Origin of the sequence: Actinomadura violacea, assembly GCF_017573465.1 — a bacterium.
In the GTDB taxonomy this organism is placed as follows: Bacteria; Actinomycetota; Actinomycetes; order Streptosporangiales; family Streptosporangiaceae; genus Spirillospora; species Spirillospora violacea.
This window is the reverse complement of the sequence record NZ_JAGEPF010000028.1, coordinates 82,725-105,411: the sequence shown is the minus strand read 5'-3', so window position 1 is coordinate 105,411 and position 22,687 is coordinate 82,725. Positions and strand designations below refer to the sequence as shown.

Here is a 22,687-nt window from a genome sequence, read left to right as displayed (position 1 = left end):
GGGTCGCCATAGGATGTGTCCTCGTCCGCAACCGTCTCATGGAGTCACATGTCGCCGCAGTCCGTCACCCCCGCTTCGGGCGAGCGCCGGCGTGACGCCGACCGCACCCGCGCGGAGATCCTCGAGGTCGCGCAGCGGGAGTTCGCGCGGCACGGGTACGCCGGCGCGCGGGTGGACGAGATGGCGGCGCTCATGCGCACCACCAAGCGGATGATCTACTACTACTTCGGCGGCAAGGAGAAGCTGTACCTCGCGGTGCTGGAGAAGGCCTACAGCGAGGTGCGGAAACTGGAGTCGACCATCGACGTCCAGCATCTGGCGCCGGTGGAGGCCATCCGCACGCTGGCCGAGTTGACGTTCGACCACCACGAGGCGCATCCGGACTTCATCAAGCTCGTCAGCATCGAGAACATCCACGAGGCCGAGCACCTGCGCAAATCGGAGGCGCTGGAGAACCTCAGCGGCCCCGTGGCGGAACTGATCTCGCAGATCCTCGACGCCGGGCGCGCCGCCGGCGACTTCGTGGCCGAGGCGGACGCCATCGACGTGCACATGATGATCAGCTCGTTCTGTTTCTTCCGGATCGCCAATCAGCACACTTTTGGTGCGCTGTTCGGGCGGAACATGACCGCTCCGGAGCATCGGGAGCGTCACCGGGAGATGATCGGGGAAATGGTCGTCGCGTATCTCACGGGTGCCGGCCGCCGAGCCGCCCGCCCCTGATCGCCTGCCGACGTGCGTCAACCCTCCTGGTCCGCGGTGGCGCGCCGGGCGCCACCGGGTCTCCGGTAGACGAAGTCCGGCGCAGTTCCCGCCTCGCCGCCGGCCAGGGCGGCACGGTCACGGACCAGGTGGTGGTCGGGCGACAGTGCGCAGGCCGGGTCCGTACGGGAGGCGTCGCCGGTGAGGGCGAACGCCTGGCACCGGCATCCGCCGAAGTCGGTCTCGCGGCGCGGGCATTCACTGCACGGTCCGCTCATCCATTCGGTTCCGCGGTAGGCGTCGAAGGCCTCGGACCGCTGCCAGATCCACGCCAGTGAATGGTCGCGCACGTTCGGCGGACGCAGGTCCGTCATGGCGTAGGCGGCGGGGCACGGCAGGGCGGTGCCGTCGGGCGCCACGGTGATGGAGCGGGCGCCCCAGCCGCCCATGCACGGTTTCGGCACTCCTTCGTAGTAGTCGGGAAGGACCCACACGAGTTCCGGGCCCCGGGACTTCGCGCGGTGGTCGGCCACCGTCCGCTTGGCGCGGTCGAGTTGCTCTTTGCTGGGGAGCAGCGCTTCCCGGTTGCGGAGGGCCCATCCGTAGAACTGGGTATTGGCCAGTTCGATCCGGTCGGCTCCCCAGCTTTCTCCGAGTTCGATGATCTGGGCCAGCCGGTCGAGGTTGTGCCGGTGCAGGACGACGTTGAGCCCGAAAGGCAGTCCTGTGGCGCGAATGATCCCTGCGGCCCGTTCCTTGGCCGCGAACGAAGTGCGTCCCGCGATGAGATCCGAGTTCTTCCGGTCGGCGTCCTGTACCGAGAGCTGCACGCTGTTGAGTCCCGCGCCGACCAACGCGCCGAGCCGGTCGGCGGTGAGCGCGAGGCCGCTGGTGACGAGCTGGGTGTAGACGCCGGCATGGTGCGCCGCCGCGACGATCTGCTCCAGGTCGGAACGCAGGAGCGGCTCGCCGCCGGAGATGTGCGCCTGGACGATCCCGAGGTCGGCGGCCTCGGTGAAGACACGCGCCCACTCGTCCGCCGCCAGTTCGGTGCTCCGGCGGACCAGTTCGAGGGGGTTGGAGCAGTAGGGACAGTGCAGGGGGCATGCATGGGTCAGCTCGGCGAGCAGCGCCCACGGTGCGGCGGGTCCGGTCATCGCAGCCACCCTTCGGCGCGGACTCTGTCGATGAACTCGGGCACGTCCCGTTCCAGTGGGGCGTGCGGATGGTCGACGGCGAGAGCGGCGATGATGTCCGCGATCGTGCGGTGGCCGTCGCACAGGCGCAGGATGCGGCCCGCTTCCGGGCTGAGCAGGACGGCGCGCTCGGGCATCAGCAGCAGGTCAGCGCGGCGGACCCGGTCATAGCGGAGCATGACCGCGGGGACGAGCGCCGGCCGGCCGGTCGCCGCCATCGGTGGAGCGGGCTCAGTGCGCATCCGCGGATCCAGGGTTCAGGGCGACCGCGTGCTCGACCGCGTCCAGCAGGGACCAGAGCACATCGCATTTGAACGCGAAGGCGGCCAGCACCCGTTCCTGGTCGGCGCGCGTCTCCGCCCACCGGTGCACCAGCGCGAGGGCTTCGTCGGCGTCGCGGCGGCCCTGCCGCACGCGGACCTGGAAGTAGCGCAGCCCGTCCGGTTCGATCCATGGATAGTGGCGTTCCCAGGCGCCGATTCTCGTGACCATCAGGTCGGGCGCGAAGAGCTCGGTCAGGGACGAGGCGATCGCCTCCAGCGGTGTGCCGAGGCGGCAGAAGTTCACATAGCCCTCGACGGCGAGGCGCACGCCCGGCAGGACGCCCTCTCCCGACAGCAGCAGGACCCGGTCCAGGCCGACCGCTTCGCCGAGGCGCAGCCACCGCTCGATCCCGCCGGCGTCGCCCGGACCGTTCGCGTCTGCGTCCCGGCCGTCGTGGTCGTGGATGCGCCGGATCCAGTCGCGCCGCAGCTCCCGGTCGTCGAGCTTGGCGAGGATGAGGGCGTCCTTGATCGGGATGTGCCGCTGGTAGTGGAAGCGGTTCAGCGCCCAGCAGCGCAGCTCCTCCGGCGAGAGCAGGCCGTCGTGCATGCGCAGGTTGAACGGGTGCCGGTGGTGGTAGCGCTCGGCGGCGAGCCCGCGCAGCCGGTGCTCCAGCTCGTCGGGCGTCCAGGGCCGGGGGCGGGTGCTCCGGTGCGGGGCGTGCGCCGATGCCGCGTTCACAGTTCGATCACCAGGCCTTCCGATGCGACCTCGATGCCCATCCCGGCGAGGGTGCGGTGGCCGTCGTGGCCGGGGTCGACGAGGGGGTTGGTGTTGTTCAGGTGGGTGTACAGGCGCCGCGCGGCGGGGAGCTTCCGGAGCCGTTCCGCCGTGCCGTCCGGGCCGCTGATCGGCAGGTGTCCCATGCCGGTGGCGGTCCGCTCGGTGAACCCGGAGCGGCGCGGTTCGTCGTCGTCCCAGAACGTCCCGTCGACGATGACGCAGTCCGCGGCCGCGAGCGCGCGGTCGAGTGCGGGCGGCCAGCCGGCGACCGCCGGTGCGTAGACGAGGCTCTTGCCGCTGCGCCGGTCGGTGATGTGCAAGGCCACCGACCAGGCACCGTCGCCCATCGCGAGGTCGGCCGCATAGCGGGGGCGCTTGCCCGAGACTCCGACGGCCCGGAACTCCACGTGTTCGCGGTCGTCGAGTAGAACGGGGCCTTCCTCCGTGAGGTCCGTCCAGGTGAGCCCGGCGTACGGGGCCAGCACGCGGTCCAGGCGCAGTCCGCGTGCCAGTGCGTCGCGGACGGTGGCGGTCGCGATGGCGTGCAGGCTCGGCGCCTCCCGCAGCCGCGGCAATCCGAGCGTGTGGTCGAGTTCGGCGTCGGTCAGGACCACTCCCGCCACCGGGCTCTGCCTCAGGCCCGGTCCCGGGCGCAGTTCCGTGCTCGTCTCGATCTGCTCGGCGATGTCCGGCGTCGCGTTCACCACGTACCAGCGTCCCTCGGACGCCTCGACCGCGATCGAGGCGTGGAGGCGGCGCCGGGACGGGTGCGCGCGGGCGGCGGCGCATCCCTCGCATGCGCAGTTCCACTGGGGAACGCCGCCGCCCGCGGCGGTGCCGAGTATCCGCACCCTCATCGGCGTGGGATCAGATCTCGGCGCCGAAGTAGGCGGTGACCTCCAGCGAGGTCTCCACCACCTGGTAGTCGGGTGTGGTCCAGGAGGCGGTCCGCTGAGCGGCCGCGTCCTGCGCCTCGGGGACTTCGGTGTGCGCGGTCTCGGCGTCGGGGATGTGCAGGGTCATCTCTGCTCCTTCCGTGGGGGGACTGCCGCGGGAACCGGCAGGGCCCGGGGCTCACCGGCCCCGGGGGTCATTGGACGACGATCTTTCCGGTGCTCTGCGGGAAGACCGGGTCGTTGTAGAAGTACTCGCCGCGCTTGGTGAAGGTGTGCCGGTAGGACTCGCCCGGCTTGAGCCGCCCGGAGTTGAACACGTGCTCGAAGAACGACGCGGCGCCGTGCGAGTGCTCGTTGCCGGACGGGTTGACGAAGGTGACCTCGGTGCCCACGGGAACGGTCATGTTCTGCGGCGACATCGCGTTCTGCGCGACGGTGTTCTCCGCGTCGCCGGGGGCGCCGGCGGCGGAGTTCCAGATCCGGCCGAGGGTGATCGTGTTGTTCGCGTCCGCGCCGGCGACGGCCGCGGTGCGGATCTGGTTGCGCTTGGACGGCGGGGTGGGCGCGGGCGCCGGGGCGACCTTGCCGTGCAGCTTGAACGCCCACAGGTGGTCGCCCTTGGGGATGTCGGGGTAGGGCAGCCAGCTGCCGCCGGCGAAGACCGCGACGTACTGCTCGCCGTCGATCTCGTAGCTGATCGGGCTGGTGTGGACGCCGGCCCCGCACTGCCAGCTCCACAGGTCGCGGCCGGTCGCGTCGTCCATCGCGTGCAGCACCCCGTCCGGCCCACCCTGGAACATGACGCGTCCGGCCGTGGTGAGGATCCCGTTGCCGTGGGCGAGCGACCACTCGCCCTCCTTGCGCCAGACGGGCTTGTTCGTGCGCGGGTCGACGGCGACGATGCCGCCGGAGAAGTACTCGCCGAGTGGGCGCGCGGTGTTGACGCGGCCGCCGTTGGTGTTGGAGTAGGAGGAGTTGACGAGCCCGTATCCGACGTAGACGAATCCCGTGTGCGGGCTGAACGACATGTACGACCAGTCGGCGCCGCCGCCGGCGCCGGGGAACAGGATCGTCGCGTCGTCCCAGAAGGGCGTGAAGATCTCGCCGGTCGGGTAGTACGGGACGGGCCGGGTGGTGTCGTGGAAGCTCGGCGACTGGTGGACGAACGGCTCACCGCCCGGGAACGGCTGCGTCGGCCAGGTCTTTTGCCGCGGCTCCTGCGGGACGGGCCGCTCGGTGATGCCGTGCACGCCCTTCCCGGTCTCCCGGTCCAGGATGTAGAACATCCCGACCTTGCTGCCGTATACGACGACCTTGCGCTTGCGGTGCCCGATCTTCAGGTCGATCAGCACCGGTGCCATGACGTTGTCGAAGTCCCAGATGTCGTGGTGGACGGACTGGAAGTGCCAGCGCCGCTCGCCGGTCTTGGCGTCGATGGCGACCAGGCAGTTGGCGAACAGGTTCGTCCCGCCGCGGGTGGAGCCGTTCGTGCGGGGATAGGGGTTGCCGAACGTCCAGTAGACGAGGCCGAGCTCGGGGTCGATCGCCGGATGGATCCAGCAGACGACGCCGCCGGTCTTCCAGGTGTCGCCCTCCCAGGTGTCGTTGCCGTACTCGCCGGGTCCGGGTGGGCCCCAGAACGTCCAGGCGATCTCGCCGGTGCGGGCGTTGAGGGCGTAGGCGCGGCCCCGGGCGCCGGCGGTGCTGCCCTCGGTGCCGACGTAGATGAGGCCGTCGAAGTAGACGATGGCGCCGGCGAGGCCGCCGCGGTTGCCGCCGCACTGCCCTTCCTGCGGGTCGCAGTTCGGGTCGCCCTCACCGGCGACGAGCAGTTCGCGCTGCCACACGACGGCGCCGGTCTTCTGGTCCAGGGCGTAGACGATGTTGGAGCCGGAGGTGGTGAAGACCAGCCCCTCCCCCAGTCCGACGCCGCGCATGTTGGTCTGCTGTGAGCCGACGTTGGTCTTCCACTTGGCCTCGCCGGTGCGGCCGTCGACGGCGAAGACGTTCTGCTGGGCGGTCTGGACGTAGAGCACGCCGTCCTGGGCGACGATCGTGCTCTGCTGCGAGCGCCCGGAGGTGCTGCCGCCTTCGAGGTTGACGTGCCATGCGCCGCCGAGGTGCCTGACGTTGCCGCGGTCGATCGTCCGTTGCGTCGAGTGGTTCTGGTTGCCGAGGTTCCCGCAGACCTTGGGGAAGTCGCGCCCAGTGGCACCGAAGGCGGTCGGCTGCGGCGGGACGGGCAGGGCGAGGCGGGACGAGGCGGCGTCGGCGTTGGCCGCCGGGGCGCGCAGCGGCGTGAAGGCCACGGTGCCGCCGACGACCGCGGCCGCCCCGGTCAGGAAGTTCCGTCGATCCATGCTCTCTCCCATTCCGTGGTCCACTAGACGGACTCTATGGTCCGATCGACGGACGACACGGTAAGCCGCTCGCAGCGCCCTGGCAATAGCCTGCGCCTCGAACGGCTTCCGCACATCGGTAATTTCACCAGTCATGACGGGGAGCATCTCCGCGACTCCGCACCATCGGGTGATGTCCGGGTATTGCCGACGGCAGATCGGCGTGAGATCGTCCAAGAACCTCTAGACGGTTCTTTTGGTCCACTAGATGGACCAGCACTGGAGAATGCCGGAAAGGAACCCACCCCATGAGAAGAATCCCGTTCCCTGTGCGCACCGCGATCGGCACGGCGATCGGCACGGCGGCCGTACTGGCCGCCGCGACGCTGTCCACCGGACTGCCGGCCACGGCCCGCCCGATCGCCCAGCCGAAGAACACCGGCGCCCAGGAACTCGGCGACCCGGTCTACGGCGTCTGCCGGGGCACGAACCCCCGCTGCTACCACGACTGGGGCAACTTCGACCCCGCCAAGGGCTACAAGATCCTCGTCTACAGCCGCACCGCCGGCCCCCGGCACGCCAACCTCGGCCCGGCGCTCGGCGCGGGCATGAACCCGCCGCTCAGCGACGCCAACGTGGCCCAGAAGGCCCTGGTGAAGATGGGGCAGGACAACGGGTTCGGCGTCGACTGGACCGAGGACGTGTCGCAGCTCGCCTCGCCGTCGACGCTGTTGCGCTACAACGCCGTCGTCTTCATGAGCACAACCCGCGACACCCTCGACGACGCGGCGCAGACGTCGCTGCGCCAGTACGTCCGCGGCGGCGGCGGGTTCGTCGGCATCCACAACGCCTTCGGCACCGAGTACAACTGGCCGTGGTACGAGGGCCTGCTCGGCGGCGCCAACTTCTACGACCACGGGCGCGCGCAGCCCGGGACCGTCCAGACCGTCGACCGCAAGGACGTCTCCACCGCCGGGCTGCCGGGCCGGTGGAACTTCAGCGACGAGTGGTACAACCTCGTTCCGTTCCCGAGCGAGGTGCGGTTCCTGGCCACCGTGGACGAGAAGACCCTCACCCAGGGCGTCGCGGGCAACATGAACCACCCCGGACACGGCTCGTTCCACCCGGTGGCCTGGTGCCAGTACTACGACGGCGGCCGCGCCTGGCTGACCACGCTCGGGCACGACGCCAAGGCCTTCACCGACGACGGCACGGGCTTCGCCGGGGCGAAGCAGTTCCAGAGCCTGGTGCTGAACGGCATCGAGTCCGCGGCGGGGATGAAGCCCTTCTGCCGCTGACCCGCACCCCTCGGGCGCCCGCATCCTCCGCCCGCCGGCCGGCCGGGACGTCCCCGGCCGCCGGCGGGCTTTCGCATGACCACCCGATCGGCGTCCGCGCCTGTACGACGGCCCGAACAGGGCACCGCACACCGCCGACGGGACGAGGGGGCCGCGCCTCATCGGCGCACGGCGCGGCCCCTGGACCGCGCCGCCACCTAGAGCCCCAGGTAGATGCGCCGGACCTGGACGTCGTCGCGCAGTTCGCGGGAGGTGCCGGTCATCGCGACCTCCCCGTTCTCCATCACCACGCAGTCGCTGGTCGCCTCGAACGTCAGCTTCGCGTTCTGCTCGACCAGCAGCAGGCTCAACCCCTCCTCCCGCAGCCGCACCAGCACGGCGAGGATGTCCTCGACGAGCTTGGGCGACAGCCCCATGGACGGCTCGTCCAGCAGGATCAGCCGCGGCCGGGCCATCAGCGCCCGGCCGACGGCGAGCATCTGCTGCTGCCCGCCGGACAGCGCGCCGGCGAGCCGCGACCGCATCTCCCCGAGCACCGGGAACAGCTCGTAGACCTCGGCGAGCGACCCCTTCGTCTCAGTGCTGCGCCACGGACGGGCGTAGGCTCCGAGCATCAGGTTCTTCTCTACGGTGAGGCCGGGGAAGACGTGCCGGCCCTCGGGAACGTAGCCGATGCCGTGCCGGACGATGTCGCGCGGCTTGACCCTGGTCAGGTCCGTGCCGCCGAAGACGATCCTTCCCGCGCTGCGCGGGACCAGCCCCATCAGGGCCTTGAGCGTCGAGGTCTTGCCCGCACCGTTCGCCCCGATGATCCCGACCGACCGGCCGGGCTCCACCGTGAAGCCGATCGAGTTGACCGCGCAGACCCCGCCGTAGTGGACGGAGAGGTTCTCCACGGTCAGGGTCGCCGAGGCCGCGCCGGACTCGGTCCTCTCGCCGCTCCCGGCGGTCGTGTCGGCGTTCATGAGCTCACCTCGGTGCTGTTCGGAAGCGGCATGCCGGCCATCGCGGAGTCCCCGAGGTAGGCCTCGATCACCGCGTGGTCCGCGACGACCTCCGCGGGCGTCCCCTCGGCGATCACCGACCCGCCGGCCAGGACGGTCACCCGCTCGCACAGCGACATCACCAGGCCCATGTTGTGCTCGATGAGCACGACCGTGACGCCGCTGTCGCGGATGGACCGCACGATCTCCGAGAGCTGGCGCACCTCCTCGCCGTTGAGGCCGGCGGCGGGCTCGTCGAGCAGCAGCAGGCGCGGCGACCCGGCCATCGCGCGGGCGATCTCGATCCGGCGCTGGATGCCGTAGGGCAGGGAGCCGGGCGCCGCCGCGGCGAACTCGGCCAGCCCGAAGCGGCGAAGCAGGTCGTCGGCCTGCCGGTGCAGGCGGCGCTCCTGCCGCCAGACGCCGACGGGCCACAGCGCGTACCGCCAGATCGCATGCGTCCGGGACCGGTCGAGGGCGACCAGCAGGTTGTCCCGGACGGTCAGCTCCCCGAACAGCCGCAGGTTCTGGAAGGTGCGGGCCAGACCGTGCCGCGAAAGCCGGTACGGCCGGACCCCGGAGACGGTCTGCCCGTCCATCAGCACCCGCCCGCCGGAGGGCCGGTAGAAGCCGCTGATGACGTTGAACAGCGTGGTCTTCCCCGAACCGTTCGGGCCGACGATGCCGCGGATCTCGCCGCGCTCGACCGTGAGCGACACGTCCTTGAGCGCCTTGAGGCCGCGGAACTGCTTGGCGATGTCGCTGATCTCGAGCATGGGGCGCGAGCCGCCGGCCGCCGGATCGCCGGCCTCCCGGGTACCGACCGCGGCGGGCTCGTAGGGTTCGAACGGCCGCAGGACGGACCGTTCCGCGGTCCTGCCGAGGCGGCGGTCCAGAAGCGCCTTGGCGCGGGCGGGGATTCCCGCGAGCCCGGTGGGCGCGAACACCACCATGACGACCACGACGATGCCGAAGCCGAGCTGCGCGTAGGTGGGATGGTCCACCAGCTGCTCGCGGATCAGGGTCAGGCCGACGGCGCCGACGACGCAGCCGACGAGGCTCTGCCGGCCGCCGATCACGACCATCGCCAGCAGCAGGAACATGTTGGAGATGTTGAAGGTGTCGGGTGCGATGTAGCGGATGAGGCCCGCGTACAGCACGCCGGCGAGGCCGCCGAACACGCTCGACAGCATGAACGCCGTCATCCGCAGCAGCGGGATCTCCGCGCCGACCGCGCCGGCGGCGAGCGGGTCGTCGCGCATCGCCATCAGCCGGCGGCCAAGACCGGTGCGGACCACGAACAGCCCGAAGGCCAGGGCGAGCGCGAACACGACCACTTCGAGGTAGTAGTACAGGTACTCGCTGGACAGGTCGACGCCGAACATCGGCGGGACGGGGATCGCCGAGATGCCCTCGGCGCCGCCCGCCACCTCGGCGTTGGTCGTCCAGTTGATGAAGCCCAGGGCGAGCCCGAGCGTGACGATCCCGAGGTAGTGCGACTGCATCCGCAGCGCCGGGACGCCGACCAGCAGCCCGATCAGCGCGGACGCGATTAGCGCCAGCACGGCGGCGGGCCAGAACCCGAGCCCGTTGTGGGTGGTGAGGATCGCGGTCGCGTAGGCGCTCACGCCGAAGAAGGCGATCTGCGCCAGGTTGATCTGCCCGGCGATGCCCATGGCCAGGCCCATGCCGATCGCCAGCAGCGCGAACACCAGCGCGATGTCGACGACGTGGATGGCATAACTGCCGACCGTGTAGGGCAGCAGCCACGCGATGACGACGAACACCGCCAGCGTCCCGAGCTTCGGGGCCCTGCGGTTCCTGAGGAGAGCGTTCATGCCCGGCTCACCGTCGTCTCGCCGAACAGGCCCGTCGGGCGGATCATGATGGCCACGGTGAAGACCAGGAACACCACCAGTTCGGAGTAGCCCTGGAAGTGGCCGGCGGCGAAGGAGTCCAGCACCCCGATCGCGAAGCCGCCGACGATGGCCCCCGGGATGTTGCCGCAGCCGCCGAGCATCGCCGCCGCGAAGCCCTTGATGCCGATGGTGCCGCCCATCGTCGGGTTCACGTACAGCAGCGGGCCGACGAGCCCGCCCGCGAGCGCGGCGAGCCCGGCTCCGATCGCGAACGCGATCGCGTTGCTGCGGCCGACGTGGATGCCGACCGCGGTGGCCGCCTCGTGGTCCATCGCGACCGCCTGCATCGCGGCGCCCATCTTGGTCCGCTGCAGGAACGCGACCAGGAGGAACACCGCCACCGCGGCGATGGCCAGCACGACCAGGTCGTAGGTGCGGACGCGGAGCCCGAAGAACTCCAGCGGCGCGCCGCCGACCGGGGTCCGGACGGCCCGTCCGGTCGCGCCCCAGATCAGCACGGCCACGGCCTGCAGCACCATCCCGAACCCGATCGTGCCGATCAGCATCAGGGTGAAGTCCTTGTTCTCCAGCGGGCGCAGCACCCGCTCGATGAACAGCCCGATGAGCCCGGTCACCGCGATGGCCAGCACCATCGCCAGGGCGAAGGGCAGCTTGGTCGACATGTAGAAGGTGGACGCGGCGTACGCGCCGATCATGAGCACGTCGGCGTGCGCGAAGTTGACCAGGCCCATCGTGCGGTAGACGAGGGAGAACCCCATCGCCACCAGGGCGTAGATCGCGCCGAGGCTCAGCCCGCCTATCAGCGTCTGAAGGAAGACCTGCATGGTTCTCTTTCTGCGCGGCCGGCCCGCGGACCGGCGGGGACGAGGGCGGGCGGCCGGGCGCGGGGCCCGGCCGCCGTCGGTCGTCCGGGGCGTCCGCCGGTCAGCCGCCGGCCTTGACGACGGTCCCGTTCTTCATGATCCCGATGGAGGTCGCCTTGATCCCGACCCCGGTCTCGTCGTAGTGGAAGTCGCCGAGCAGCCCCTGGTACTGCACGGCGCGGATCGCCTCGGCCAGCTTCTTGCCCGTCGCGACGCCGCTGTTCTTCAGCGCGGTGAGCAGGATCGAGGTTCCGTCGTAGGCCTTGGCGCCGTGCAGTTCGGCGTCCTCGCCATAGGCGGCCTTGTAGGCGGCGGCGAACTTCTTGGACGCGTCGCTGACGTCGTTGCTGAGGTAGGGCGAGCTGACGATGGTGCCCTCGACGTTCTTCACGCCCGCGGTGTCGCGGTAGACGGGGGTGCCCTGCGGGGCGGCGCCGGCGAACGGCGCGTCGATGCCGAGGTCGCGGGCCTGCTTGACGATGAGGCCGGACTCGACCTCCTCCGAGCCGATGAAGACGACGTCCGGCGACTTCTGCCGGATCTTGGTCAGCTGGGCGCTGAAGTCCTTCTGGTCGGTGGTGACGGTCTCGTCGGCGACCGGCTTGATGCCGCGGTCGGTCAGCGCCTTGAGGAACGCGTCGTGCTCCCCCTTCCCGTAGGAGCCGTTGTTGCTGATCATCGCGATCTTCTTCATCTTCCTGGTGTCCACGACGTACTTGGCGAGCGTCTCGTCGTAGGTCGTGGACGTGGGCCCGTTGAGGAACAGGAACGGGCTCTTGAGCGCCACCATCCCGTTGGACTGCCCCGAGGCGATGTTCGGGATCCCCTCCTGGCGCAGGGTCGGCGCCATCGCGATGGTGACGGCGCTCTCCGCGGTGCCGATCATCGCGATGTAGTGCTGGCTGCCGATCTTGCGGGCGATGTTCGTGCCGACGGTCGGGTCGCCCTGGTCGTCGAAGACGTCGAGTTTGACGGTGCGGCCGTTGATGCCGCCGGCCTTGTTCCATTCGTCGACGGCGAGCTTGGCGCCCTTGTACTCCCACTTGCCGAGCGAGCTGAGCTGCCCGCTCTGCGCGTCGACCACTGCGATCTTGATGGGGCCGCTGCCGCCGGAGCCGGAGTCCTTCGACTCACCGGGGGCGCCGCAGGCCGCGGTCAGGCCCGCAGCGAGGACTCCGGCGGCCAGGGCGGAGACACGGAGTCGGGGGGTGGTGCGCATGGATTCACCTCGGTGGGTGGGGATGTCGGGGTGGATGGGTGCCCGGAAGGCGGGCTCAGGCGGTGGACGGCGAGGGGTGGCCGCTGTCGTCGGGGAAGACACCCTGGTAGATGTCGTTGATGTTCCAGTGCCCGGGTGTGGGCACGGGCTCGTTGACCATCGGGACGTCCAGGACGGCCGGGCGGCGTGCGGCGATGGCAGCGCGCAACGCCGGCAGCAGGGCGTCCGTTGCGGTGATCCGGTGTCCGTCGGCTCCGCACGCCTCGGCGTAGGCGGCGAAGTCGGGGCTGTAGGGGCGGCCTTCGGGATCGCGGAACTCGCAGCCGTGGCTCGCACCGAAGTTGGCGGCCTGCAGGTCGGCGATCGTGCCGTGGGCGCGGTTGTTCATCACCACGAAGATCACCGGCAGTCCCTGCTCGACCGCCATGGGGACCGCGGGGAGCTGCGCGCTCATCCCGCCGTCACCGACGAGCGCGACCACGACGCGGTCCGGGGCGCCGATCTGCACACCGACCGCCGCCGCCGGGCCGAAGCCCATCGTGGACGCGCCGCCGGGCGTGATGAAGCGGCCCTCGGCGGGCAGCTCGTAGCACTGGGCGACGCCGTTCTTGTTCCAGCCGACGTCGGTGACCAGCACCGCGTCGGACGGCAGCGCATCGCGGAGGTCGGCGAGGATGCGTTCGGGGCGGAGCGGGAAGTCGGCGGCGCGGCCCCGCTCCCGGCTCTGCTCGAACAGCTCGGTGCGGGCGATGCGGATCCGTTCGCGCAACTGGGGGCGGTCGACGGGGTCGGGGTGGACGTCCAGCATGGCCTTGCCGATCGCCTCGACCGCGAGAGTCACGTCGGCGACGGCGCCGATCTCGACCGGGTAGTTGCGCCCGATCTCCGCGGCGTCGATGTCGATCTGGATGAGCCGGCCCGACGGCTCCGGGGAGTCCAGGCCGCCGATGTTCCAGGTGTAGCGGTCGTCCCAGGAGCTGGCGTCGGTCTCGGCGAACCTGGTCGCGAGGGCCAGGACGACGTCGGCGTCGCGCGCGTAGTCGTTGGTGGTCCGCAGTCCCCAGAAGCCCGGCATGCCGAGCAGCAGCGGGTGGTCGTCGGGGACGGCGCCCTTGCCCATCAGCGAATGGACGATCGGAACGTCCAGATGCTCGGCGAGGGACAGCAGCGCGCGACGGCCCGTCTCACCCCGCAGCCCGCCGCCGAGGTAGATCAGCGGACGCTCGGCCTCGGCGAGGCGCGCCGCGATGCGCTCGGCGGTCGAGGCCGGCAGGTCGGGGATGGACTCGTACGCGGGGAGCGGATGGTCCGCAGGGGTGACCGGGCGGGAGAACAGGTCCATGGGGACGTTCAGCAGAACCGCCCCGGGACGTCCGGAGGTGGCGGTCCAGAACGCCCGCTCGGTGAACCGCCCGAGGTCCTCGGCGCGGTGCACATGCCAGGCGCGCTTGACGAACGGCCGGTAGATGGCGGTCTGGTCCGCGTCGTTGTGGAGGTTGACCTCCTGGTGCGGATGCCGCCCCCGGTAGTAGGACGGCACGTCCCCGGCGATGGCGACCAGCGGGACGGAGTCGAGCGCGGCGGTCGCCACGCCGGTGACGGCGTTCATCATGCCGGGCCCGACGTGCACGAGCAGGACGCCCGGCCGTCCGGACGCGCGGGCGTAGCCGTCGGCGGCGTGCGCGGCGGCCTGCTCGTGCCGGGCGATGACGAACTCGATCGGGCTGCGGCCCAGCACGTCCAGCAGGGCGATGTTGGTGTGGCCGCAGGTCCCGAAGACGTACTCGACGCCGTAGCCTTCGAGCTGCCGGACGAGCGCCTCCGCCGCGGACACCGCCACCGCGGGGTCGCTCTGGGGCCGGACGTCCACGGTCATGAGGGCATCTCCTCGGTTCGGGGCAGGCTGATCCAGGTCTTGCCGGCGATCTCGGCGGCGCGTGCGAACGCCTTCGGCGCCTCGGCGAACTCGAAGCGTTCGCGCAGGACACGGCCGGGATGCAGGTCGTGCTCGTCGAGCATCGCGATGGTGCGGCGGAAGTCCGCCGGGTGGTCGTAGATGAGGCAGCCGCGGACGGTCAGCCGCTGCTGCACGAGGGTGAAGGTGGTGAGCCGGGCGGGGCGCGGGCTCTGGCCGACGGCGATGAGGGAACCGCCGGGCGCGGTGCGTTCCAGTGCCCGTTCGAACGCCTCCGGTGCGCCGGAGGTCTCGATCACCGCGGGGAAGGCCGTCGCCGCGGCGAGCGAGCCGGCATCGTGCGCACCGAGTTCGAGCGCCAGGGCGCGGCGTCCTTCGTGGGGCTCGATGATGTAGGGCTCTCCACCGGCGTGCGCGACGGCCAGGGAGACGAGCAGCCCCTGCGAGCCGGCGCCGACGACCAGGCATCTGTCGCCCCTGGCGAGGCCGCTCATGCGGACGGCGTTGAGCGCGACCGCGAACGGCTCGACGCACACCGCGTCGGCGTCGTCCCAGGATTCGGGAACGGGCCAGGTGAACCGCGCGGGGACCGCGACGCGTTCGGCGAGCAGTCCGGGCTCGGTGATGCCGACGGCTCGGCGGCGGCGGCAGCCCGCCGTCGCAGCGGTCCGGCAGTCCGAACATTCCAGGCAGGGATAGTTCGGTTCGATGACGACGCGCTGCCCCGGCGACCGGTCGGCGACCTCGTCGCCGGTGGCGACGACGACGCCGAACGCCTCGTGCCCGAGCACCCAGGGCAGGGCGGGCACCGGGCGGCGCCCCGAGACGACGGCCAGGTCGGACCCGCAGAGGCCGACACCGTGGACGGCGACGACGACGTCCCGCGGGCCGCAGGACGGCTCCGGCCGGTCGTCGACCACGGCGACGTCGTCCGGCGCGAGCAGGACGGCCGCCTTCACGCGGTGCCCCACAGGGAGGTGCCGCGCAGCATCATCGTCTTGACGACGGTGTAGTCGTCGATCATGCACCGGGGCGACTCGCGCCCGAAGCCGGAATCCTTGACGCCACCGAACGGCACGTGGTCCAGCCGGAAGTTGGACGACCCGTTGACGACGAGCCCGCCGACCTCCAGGTCGCGCCACGCGGTGATGATCCGGTCCATGTCCCGGGTGAACAGGCCGGCCTGGAGCCCGTACCGGCTCTCGTTGCACTGCTCGATCGCCTGGTCCAGATCGTCGAACGGGAGCACCGCGACGAGTGCGCCGAAGGCCTCCTCCCTGACGACCGAGCAGGTGGCGGGCGGGTCGGCGACGATCGTGGGCATCGCCGTGGCACCGTCGCGCTTGCCGCCGAGCAGCACGCGGGCGCCCGCCTCGGCGGCCTCCGCGCTCCACCGCACGACGCGTTCGGCCGCGTCGTCGTCGACCATCGAGCCGACGTCGGTGCCGGGGTCCAGGGGGTCGCCCACGGTCAGCGACTCCACGTGGCCGGTGAACAGGTCGAGGAACTCCTCGAACCTGGACCGGTGCACGTACACGCGCTGGACGGAGATGCAGCTCTGGCCGGAGTTGCTGTAGCCGGTGCGGGCGCAGATCCGGGCGGCTTCGGCTATGTCGGCGTCCTCGCACACGATCGTCGCGGCGTTGCCGCCCAGCTCCAGCACCAGGCGCTTGGCCCCGGCCGCCCTCGCGACCGCGTTCCCGGTCGCGGCACTGCCGGTGAAGCTGATGACGGCGACCTCGTCCGCGGCGCACAGCTCGGCGCCCACGGCCCCGTCCCCGTGCAGCAGCTGGACGGCCTCGTACGGCATCCCGGCCTCGACCAGCAGCGCCACGATCGCCGTGGACACGGCGGGCGCCTGGGGCGGTGCCTTGACGATCGTGGTGTTGCCGGCGGCGAACGAGGCGCCCAGCTTGTGCGCGAGGAGGTTCGCGGGGGCGTTGAACGGCGTGATGGCCAGGGCGACGCCGGCCGGGGCCCGGTAGGTGAAGGCGGTGTTGCCGGTGCCGCGCGCCCATCCGGCCACCGGCAGGTTGTCCCCGCCGATCCGCCGGGCCTCGGCGGCGCACACGGCGAACGTGTCGGCGACCCGGTCGATCTCGCCGCGCCCGTCCTTGAGCGGCTTTCCCAGTTCCAGGGCGAGGAGCCGGGCGAGCCCGTCGCGGTTCTCGGTGGCGGCGCGCGACGCCTTCTCCAGCACCTCGGCCCGCGACGCCGGCGCGAGCCTCGCCACCGTGCGGGCGGCCGAACGCGCGTGGTCGCGGACCGCCCGAACGTCCGCGGCGCCCGCCGCCGGCGCCTGGCTGACCGGGCTGCGCAGGTAGGGCCCGATGCGCTCGTTCTGCGGCCCCTGCCGCTTCCACCGGCCACCGACCAGTGCCGCCGCCTGCACCGGCTCGCCCTCGGCCGCCGCCGCGAGCACCGCTTCAAGCATCCGTGCCTCCCGATCCGCTAAGCGGACTGTTAGTGCCATTGTGCGGACTTCGAGTCAACGTACGGGGCCGCACCGACGGCTGACAAGGGCCCTCCGCGAGAAAGTTGCGGCGACCGACCCCGCGGATCTCCCGGCCGGGCACCCGCACCACCTCCCCGGCACGCGCTTAATGTTCGAACCAGTGAGTTAGTTATAGGTGACGTGGCTCACCAGGGGAAGGGGAGGGTCGAAACTTCCCGCACACGCCTCAAAAGACCGACTGACGGTCCAACTAGACCGCTGTATGGACTGCGTGTAACGTACGAGCCGTCCCGACCGCATCGGGGGCCGCGCGCCGCCCCGGCGTTCTCCCGCCGCGGCCGGGCGAAGTGCGCCAAGCTTTCCGGACGTTACCGCCGACATCGGGGAGACCGAGGACCAGTGAGCCCAGCGAAGAAGGCCGGCGCCGAGCCGGCGGCCGACGCCCAAGGCGTCCGCAGCGTCCAGCGCGCCGTCGAGATCATGTCGCTGCTCGGCGAGGAACGCCCCGTGATCTCGATCCGCGAGATCGTCGAGGCGACCGGCCTGGCCAAGACGACGGTCATCCGGCTCGTGCAGACGCTCGAGCAGAACGGGCTGCTGTGGGCGGCGCCCAACGGCTACCTCCCCGGCCCCGGCCTCTGGCGCTGGGCCCACCTGGCCCGCAGCAGCTGGGAACTGCCGCCCGAGACCCGCAAGTTCATGCGCGACCTCGGAGCCCGCCGCCGCGAGACGGTCAACCTCTACATGCTCCGCGACATCTACCGGGTCTGCGTCGCCCAGCAGGAGAGCCCGCAACCGCTGCGCCACGTCGTCCACATCGGCGACGAACTGCCGCTGTGGGCCGGAGCCTCGTCCAAAGCCCTCCTGCGCGACGCCCCCGACACCCTCCTCAAGCGGATCGCCGTCAGCTCCCCCTACGGGGAGGGCCACGTCAAGCGGCTGCGCGAATGGATCGACGAAGCGGCCCACCGGGGATGGGCCGTCAGCCACGGCGAACGCGAGGACGGCCTGTCCGCGGTCGCCGTCCCGGTCATCGGACGCTCCGGCGCGGTCATCGCGGCCCTGTCGCTCAGCGGCCCCACCGTCCGGTTCCCCGACGACGTCGTCGAGCAGTACGCCGCCGACCTGCGCCAGGTCGCCGAGGAGATGTCCGAACGCGGCTTCGACCACCCGCTCAGTCCCGCGCGCTGACCCGCGCACCGGACGCCCGCCGTGACCTGAAGGAGCAATGCGCATGCCCAAGCGACCGCTCAGCGGCATCCGGGTCCTCGACCTCACCAACGTGCTGGCCGGCCCGTACTGCGGCTACCAGCTGATGCTGCTGGGGGCCGAGGTCGTCAAGATCGAGGTTCCGGGGCACGGCGACCTCGCCCGGCACCTCGGGCCCGACGCCGAGCTGAACCGGTCCGGCCTCGGCGCCTCCTTCCTGGCGCAGAACGCGGGCAAGAAGTCCGTCGAGATCGACCTCAAGGACGCCTCCGGCCGCGCCGGCTTCGAGGACATGGTCCGCGGCGCCGACGTCCTCGTGGAGAACTTCCGCGCCGGCGTCCTCGCCAGGCTCGGCTTCGGCTGGCCCCGCCTGCGCGAACTGAACCCCGGGCTCGTCTACTGCGCCATCTCCGGCTTCGGGCAGACCGGTCCGATGAGCCAGGCGCCCGCCTACGACCAGATCATCCAGGGCCTCTCCGGGATGATGAGCATCACCGGCACCAAGGAGACCGCTCCCCAGCGCATCGGCTTCCCCGTCTGCGACACCGTGGGAGGCCTGACCGCCGCGCTCCACATCTCCGCCGCCCTCGCAGGCCGTGCGCGCACCGGAAAAGGAACGTTCCTTGACGTCTCCATGCTGGAGTCCGCGGTCTCGGCGATGGGCTGGGCGATCTCGAACTACGTCGTCAGCGGCGTCCCGCCCGAACCGATGGGGACCCAGAACGCCACCGCCGCGCCCTCGGGCACCTTCGAGGCCGCCGACGGCCCGCTCAACATCGCCGCCAACCGCCAGCAGCAGTTCGAGACGCTGTGCGACCTCCTCGGCCGGCGCGAGCTCCGCACCGACCCCCGGTTCGCCGACCGGGAACAGCGCAAGCTCCACCGCGACGAACTCACCGAGGAGCTGAACCTCGCCCTGCGCCGCCGCACCGCCGCCGAATGGGAGCGGATCCTCAGCCCCGCCGGCGTCCCCGCCGCCCGGGTCGTCACCGTCCCCCAGGCCGTCGAACTCGACCAGCTCGAACACCGCGGCTTCTTCACCGAACTACCGTTCCCCGACGGTTCCGAACGCGTCCTCAAGGTCGCCGGCAGCGGCGTCCTGCACGACGGTGAACCGCTGCGCCCCGCCGCTCCCCCGCCCCTGCTCGGCCAGCAGAACACCGAACGCACCGCCCTCGCGCACCGCTGGAACGGCCAGGCCGACATCACCGCCACCTCATGACCGACAGCCCAGCGCAGGAGGCTCCCATGAACGACATCGACCCGACGGGCGCCGTCGCGGACTGGTGGGCGACCGGCATATCCCGCATGGAGCCCGGCGTCATAGAACTGCGCGGCCGTCCCGTCCAGGACCTCATCGGCACCACGGGCCTGACGCCCATGATCTGGCTGATGCTGCGCGGCGACCTGCCCACCGCCCGCCAGGCGGCGCTTCTCGAAGCGGCGCTCGTCGCCGCCGTCGACCACGGCCCACAAGCCCCCTCCATCGCCATCGCCCGCATGGCCGCCACCTGCGGCGTCGGCCTCAACAACGCCGTCGCCAGCGCCGTCAACACCCTCGGAGACGCGCACGGCGGGGCGGGCGAGCAGTGCGTCCGGCTCCTGGACGCCGTGCTCCAGCGCGAAGCGACCGGCCTGGACCTGCGCACGGCGGCCGAGCGGACCATCGCGGACTGGCCCCGCTACCTGCCCGGCTTCGGTCACCGCTTCCACCCCCGCGACCCCCGCCGCGACCCGCTCCTCGCCCTCGTCGAGGACGCCGTCCGCGACGGCGTGGTGCCCGGCCGCCATCTCCGCGCCGGCAAGTCCCTGGAGGCCCTCCTCGCCGAAGGCCGCGACAAGCCCGTCCCGATGAACATCGACGGCGCCACCGCCATCATCTACGCCGAACTCGGCTTCCCCGCCCCCCTCGCACGCGGCCTGTTCGTCCTCAGCCGCAGCATCGGCATCCTCGCCCACGCCTGGGAGGAGACCCAGAGCGGGCAACGCAACAAAGGCCCGATCCCCCGCACCGTCCTCCCCACCCACCGCCCCTGACCCCCCGGCCCGCACCCTGCGGACCACCCTGAGAGCCCGCAGAGCGCACAACACGGTCAACGTCCGCCGGATCTTCCCGCAACCGCCCTCGTCGCCTGACCGCTCGGGACGGCCTGCCGCCTGCAAGCCGTCCAGCGAAGGCACCGACCACGGCCGTGACCCGCTTCCGCTCCACCTCTCTCACGGCCCTCTCGCCCGGACGGTTGAGGTTGTCAGGCGGTGAAGCGCATCTCGGGGAAGCGGGGGGACGCGCCGTCCAGCAGGTGGTCGTCCCGGCCGCGCAGCCAGCGGTCGAAGAACGAGGCGACATAGGCGCGTTCCGCCGCGATGGCGCGCGCGGGCCGGACGGTACCGACCGCGCCGGTCAGGCCGCCCTGCGGGACGATGCCCTGCTCGGCCAGCGGCGGGAGCAGCGCTTCGGCGTCGGTGTAGGTGGCGTGCCGCGAGCCCGTCATCGTCACGTCGCCCTTCCAGCCGCGGGTGTTGCGCCAGAAGGCGTTCCAGGACGGCTGCTTGGTGTGGTCACCGGAGCCCTCCGCGTCGGTGCCCATGAGCAGCAGCGGACGGTCAAGGCCGTCGCGTGCGACGGTGCTGAGCTCGCTGCCGTCAGGCTTGCCGCCGGTGTAGTCCATCTGGCCGTCCATGTTGACACCCGCGCGGACGCGCCGGTCGTCGTGCATCGTCTGCGCGGCGGTGAACCCGCCGGCCGACTGCCCCGCCATGCCCACGCGGCCGAGGTCGAAGGCTCCGCCGAAGCGGCCTCGGCTGATGCCCGGCAGCCGGTCCAGGACGAACCGGGCGTCGGCGACCCGCGCGCTCATGGTCTTCTTCAGCAGTGCGGTGACCTCCGCGGGGGAACTCGGCGGGCCGCCCTCGGTCAACCGGCCGGTGACGAGCCGCCCGCCGGGGAACTCCACCTCGGAAGCCTCAGCGGTGTGGTCGATGGTGACCACGGCGTAGCCGCGGCTGGCCAGATCCTCCACCAGAGTGGTGTTCCACGTCCGCGGGTCGGCGAGTCCGGACGAGTAGAGGACGACGGGCAGCCGTCCGGCCTTCCGGGCGACGGGCGCGTCCGCCGTGGCGTGCGTGCGCACGGCGCCCCAGTCCGCCTTGCCGGGCGGCATCCCGAGGTTGGACGTCGCCGCGCCCTGCTTCGAACCGAAATGCGCGGCGGCCTTCGCCGTCATCTGCGGAACGTACTTCTTCCCTGACGAGGCGCTTGCGGGATACCAGACGCTGACCATCAGCTCCCTGGCCCGCGACGGCGTCCACGGGTCACGGCGGCCATGGTCGACCAGATGCAGGGACGTCGTACCGACCTTGTACGGCCCGGTCGGAGGGGGCAGCGCCACCTGCCCGGCCACGGTCGGCCGACCGGCCGACGCCTTCCCGCCGGACGATGGGGTCGCGCTCTCCTGGCATCCCGCCGCGACCGTTACGGCCAGCAGAAGGACGGGCAGGGCGGAACGGCGGAAACGCAACTCGACTCCTCGGACGCTTGGCGGGCATTGCGTCTCCAGGCTGGTGTGCCGACGGCTCGTTCCGCGTCCCACACCGGTATCCGAATTCGGTTGGCACCTCGGTATGACTCGGTCGTGCCGAAACTCGATGCCGCTCCCAAGGTCCCGCCCTGTAGGATGTCCTACGTCCCATGAGGGGGCCTTTCCGTGAGCACCGGTTTCGACCCCGCCATCGCCGAGTGGCTGCGGCGCCGCGACGCGGACACGACCGCCGCGGACACCTCCGTCGAGGGCGCGCGCCGCCACTCGCTGGCCGTGAACGAGCGGTCGCTCGCGCTGCTGCCCGACCCGCCGGTCCCGTTCGCGGAGCACGCCGCCGTCCTGGAGACCGCGTCCGGGCCGGTCCGTGTGCTCGTCGTCGAGCCGGCGCCGCGTCCCGCCGAGGGCGCGGTCGTGTTCTTCCACGGCGGCGGATGGATCGCCGGCGACCTGCGGACGCACCGGCAGCACATGCGCCGCCTCGCGGTGGAGGCCGGCGCGGCGGTGATCGGCGTGGACTACCGGCTCGCGCCCGGGCACCCGTTCCCGGCCGCGTTCGACGACTGCCTCGCCGCGACCCTGCACCTCGCGGAGACCCGTCCCGGGCCGTTCGCCGTGGCGGGCGACAGCGCGGGCGGCCAGCTCGCCGCGTCCGTCGCGCTCGCCTGCCGCGATCGGGGCGTGCCGCTCGCGGGCCAGCTGCTGGTCGTGCCGGTCACCGACGTGACCGGAGGATACGCCGATCCGCACGTGAACGCGCTCTACCCGTCGCGTGCCGAACGCGCCGAGGGCTACGGGCTGACGATGGCCGGGATGCGGTGGTTCACCGAGCTTTACGATCCCCCCGGCCGCGGTGACGACTGGCGGGTGTCGCCGCTGCGCGCCGCGGACCTGTCCGGCGTGGCGCCCGCGGCGATCCACACCGGCGGCTTCGACCCGCTGCGGGACGAGGGCAACGCCTACGCCGCCGCGCTGAACACCGCAGGCGTACCGGTCGTCCACCGCGAGTGGCCGACGCTCAACCACGGCTTCTTCGGACTCGGTGGTGTCTCCGCGACCGCGGGCCAGGCGGCCCGCCAAGCCGCCGCCGACCTCCGCACCCTCCTGTCCTCTCGTTGAGCGGCGGCGTGCCGCCCTCATCCGGCCGCC

Annotated in this window: 20 protein-coding genes; 6 read left to right on the top strand and 14 right to left on the bottom strand. The window is 71.6% G+C overall.

Features of this window, described 5'->3' with window-relative positions:
- Nucleotides 1-48: 48 nt before the first annotated feature.
- Nucleotides 49-723, top strand: coding sequence for a TetR/AcrR family transcriptional regulator (locus J4709_RS38940; RefSeq protein WP_208249048.1), 675 nt, complete (start codon nt 49-51; stop codon nt 721-723).
- Between the two features lie 17 nt (nt 724-740).
- Here J4709_RS38940 and pqqE read toward each other — a convergent pair whose 3' ends face one another.
- From pqqE to J4709_RS38910, 6 genes are all read right to left on the bottom strand, one after another.
- Nucleotides 741-1,859, bottom strand: coding sequence for a pyrroloquinoline quinone biosynthesis protein PqqE (gene pqqE, locus J4709_RS38935; protein ID WP_208249045.1), 1,119 nt, complete (start codon nt 1,857-1,859; stop codon nt 741-743).
- Entirely contained in the window at nt 1,856-2,140 is a 285-nt protein-coding gene (pqqD, locus tag J4709_RS38930) for a pyrroloquinoline quinone biosynthesis peptide chaperone PqqD (RefSeq protein ID WP_208249042.1), read from the bottom strand. The genes pqqE and pqqD overlap by 4 nt, the downstream gene beginning before the upstream one ends.
- The gene (gene pqqC / locus J4709_RS38925) at nt 2,130-2,903 is read right to left on the bottom strand and encodes a pyrroloquinoline-quinone synthase PqqC (protein WP_208249039.1); all 774 of its coding nucleotides are present in this window, start codon (nt 2,901-2,903) and stop codon (nt 2,130-2,132) included. The genes pqqD and pqqC overlap by 11 nt, the downstream gene beginning before the upstream one ends.
- Entirely contained in the window at nt 2,900-3,802 is a 903-nt protein-coding gene (pqqB, locus tag J4709_RS38920; protein WP_208249036.1) for a pyrroloquinoline quinone biosynthesis protein PqqB, read from the bottom strand. Before pqqB ends, pqqC begins: the two co-directional genes overlap by 4 nt.
- 10 nt (nt 3,803-3,812) lie before the next feature.
- The gene (gene pqqA, locus J4709_RS38915) at nt 3,813-3,968 is read right to left on the bottom strand and encodes a pyrroloquinoline quinone precursor peptide PqqA (RefSeq protein WP_208249033.1); all 156 of its coding nucleotides are present in this window, start codon (nt 3,966-3,968) and stop codon (nt 3,813-3,815) included.
- Between the two features lie 67 nt (nt 3,969-4,035).
- On the bottom strand, nt 4,036-6,336 hold the full coding sequence (locus J4709_RS38910; RefSeq protein WP_504740147.1) for an outer membrane protein assembly factor BamB family protein: 2,301 nt from the start codon (nt 6,334-6,336) through the stop codon (nt 4,036-4,038).
- Between the two features lie 152 nt (nt 6,337-6,488).
- Here J4709_RS38910 and J4709_RS38905 point away from each other — a divergent pair, with 152 nt between their 5' ends.
- Nucleotides 6,489-7,478, top strand: a complete 990-nt coding sequence (locus tag J4709_RS38905; RefSeq protein ID WP_208249020.1) for a ThuA domain-containing protein — start codon at nt 6,489-6,491, stop codon at nt 7,476-7,478.
- A gap of 197 nt (nt 7,479-7,675) precedes the next feature.
- Here the strand turns inward: J4709_RS38905 and J4709_RS38900 are convergent, their stop codons facing one another.
- The 7 genes from J4709_RS38900 to J4709_RS38870 form a co-directional block, all read right to left on the bottom strand.
- On the bottom strand, nt 7,676-8,443 hold the full coding sequence (locus J4709_RS38900) for an ABC transporter ATP-binding protein (protein WP_208249017.1): 768 nt from the start codon (nt 8,441-8,443) through the stop codon (nt 7,676-7,678).
- Nucleotides 8,440-10,299 carry a branched-chain amino acid ABC transporter ATP-binding protein/permease gene (locus J4709_RS38895; protein ID WP_208249015.1) on the bottom strand — a complete coding sequence of 620 codons (1,860 nt, stop codon included), beginning with the start codon at nt 10,297-10,299 and terminating at the stop codon, nt 8,440-8,442. Before J4709_RS38895 ends, J4709_RS38900 begins: the two co-directional genes overlap by 4 nt.
- Nucleotides 10,296-11,165, bottom strand: a complete 870-nt coding sequence (locus J4709_RS38890) for a branched-chain amino acid ABC transporter permease (protein WP_208249012.1) — start codon at nt 11,163-11,165, stop codon at nt 10,296-10,298. Before J4709_RS38890 ends, J4709_RS38895 begins: the two co-directional genes overlap by 4 nt.
- 100 nt (nt 11,166-11,265) lie before the next feature.
- Complete coding sequence (locus J4709_RS38885; protein ID WP_208249010.1) at nt 11,266-12,423, bottom strand: ABC transporter substrate-binding protein; 1,158 nt, start codon at nt 12,421-12,423, stop codon at nt 11,266-11,268.
- A 55-nt stretch (nt 12,424-12,478) separates the two neighbouring features.
- The gene (locus J4709_RS38880; RefSeq protein WP_208249007.1) at nt 12,479-14,299 is read right to left on the bottom strand and encodes a thiamine pyrophosphate-binding protein; all 1,821 of its coding nucleotides are present in this window, start codon (nt 14,297-14,299) and stop codon (nt 12,479-12,481) included.
- Nucleotides 14,296-15,297 carry a zinc-dependent alcohol dehydrogenase gene (locus J4709_RS38875; protein WP_208249005.1) on the bottom strand — a complete coding sequence of 334 codons (1,002 nt, stop codon included), beginning with the start codon at nt 15,295-15,297 and terminating at the stop codon, nt 14,296-14,298. The genes J4709_RS38880 and J4709_RS38875 overlap by 4 nt, the downstream gene beginning before the upstream one ends.
- Complete coding sequence (locus J4709_RS38870) at nt 15,294-16,772, bottom strand: aldehyde dehydrogenase family protein (protein ID WP_208249004.1); 1,479 nt, start codon at nt 16,770-16,772, stop codon at nt 15,294-15,296. The genes J4709_RS38875 and J4709_RS38870 overlap by 4 nt, the downstream gene beginning before the upstream one ends.
- 420 nt (nt 16,773-17,192) lie before the next feature.
- Here J4709_RS38870 and J4709_RS38865 point away from each other — a divergent pair, with 420 nt between their 5' ends.
- Genes J4709_RS38865 through J4709_RS38855 form a run of 3 tightly spaced genes read left to right on the top strand, consistent with a single transcriptional unit; the run spans nt 17,193 to nt 20,039 of the window.
- The gene (locus J4709_RS38865) at nt 17,193-17,984 is read left to right on the top strand and encodes an IclR family transcriptional regulator (protein ID WP_307801937.1); all 792 of its coding nucleotides are present in this window, start codon (nt 17,193-17,195) and stop codon (nt 17,982-17,984) included.
- Between the two features lie 43 nt (nt 17,985-18,027).
- The gene (locus tag J4709_RS38860; RefSeq protein WP_232384710.1) at nt 18,028-19,224 is read left to right on the top strand and encodes a CaiB/BaiF CoA transferase family protein; all 1,197 of its coding nucleotides are present in this window, start codon (nt 18,028-18,030) and stop codon (nt 19,222-19,224) included.
- Nucleotides 19,225-19,250: 26 nt separating this feature from the next.
- The gene (locus J4709_RS38855) at nt 19,251-20,039 is read left to right on the top strand and encodes a citryl-CoA lyase (protein ID WP_208249000.1); all 789 of its coding nucleotides are present in this window, start codon (nt 19,251-19,253) and stop codon (nt 20,037-20,039) included.
- Nucleotides 20,040-20,251: 212 nt separating this feature from the next.
- On the opposite strand, the gene J4709_RS38850 is transcribed toward J4709_RS38855, so the two are convergent.
- The gene (locus J4709_RS38850) at nt 20,252-21,520 is read right to left on the bottom strand and encodes an alpha/beta hydrolase family protein (protein WP_208248998.1); all 1,269 of its coding nucleotides are present in this window, start codon (nt 21,518-21,520) and stop codon (nt 20,252-20,254) included.
- Nucleotides 21,521-21,706: 186 nt separating this feature from the next.
- On the opposite strand from J4709_RS38850, the gene J4709_RS38845 reads away from it, so the two are divergent.
- Nucleotides 21,707-22,657 (top strand): alpha/beta hydrolase, encoded by a 951-nt coding sequence (locus J4709_RS38845; protein ID WP_208248996.1) that lies wholly within the window; start codon nt 21,707-21,709, stop codon nt 22,655-22,657.
- Nucleotides 22,658-22,687: the final 30 nt, after the last annotated feature.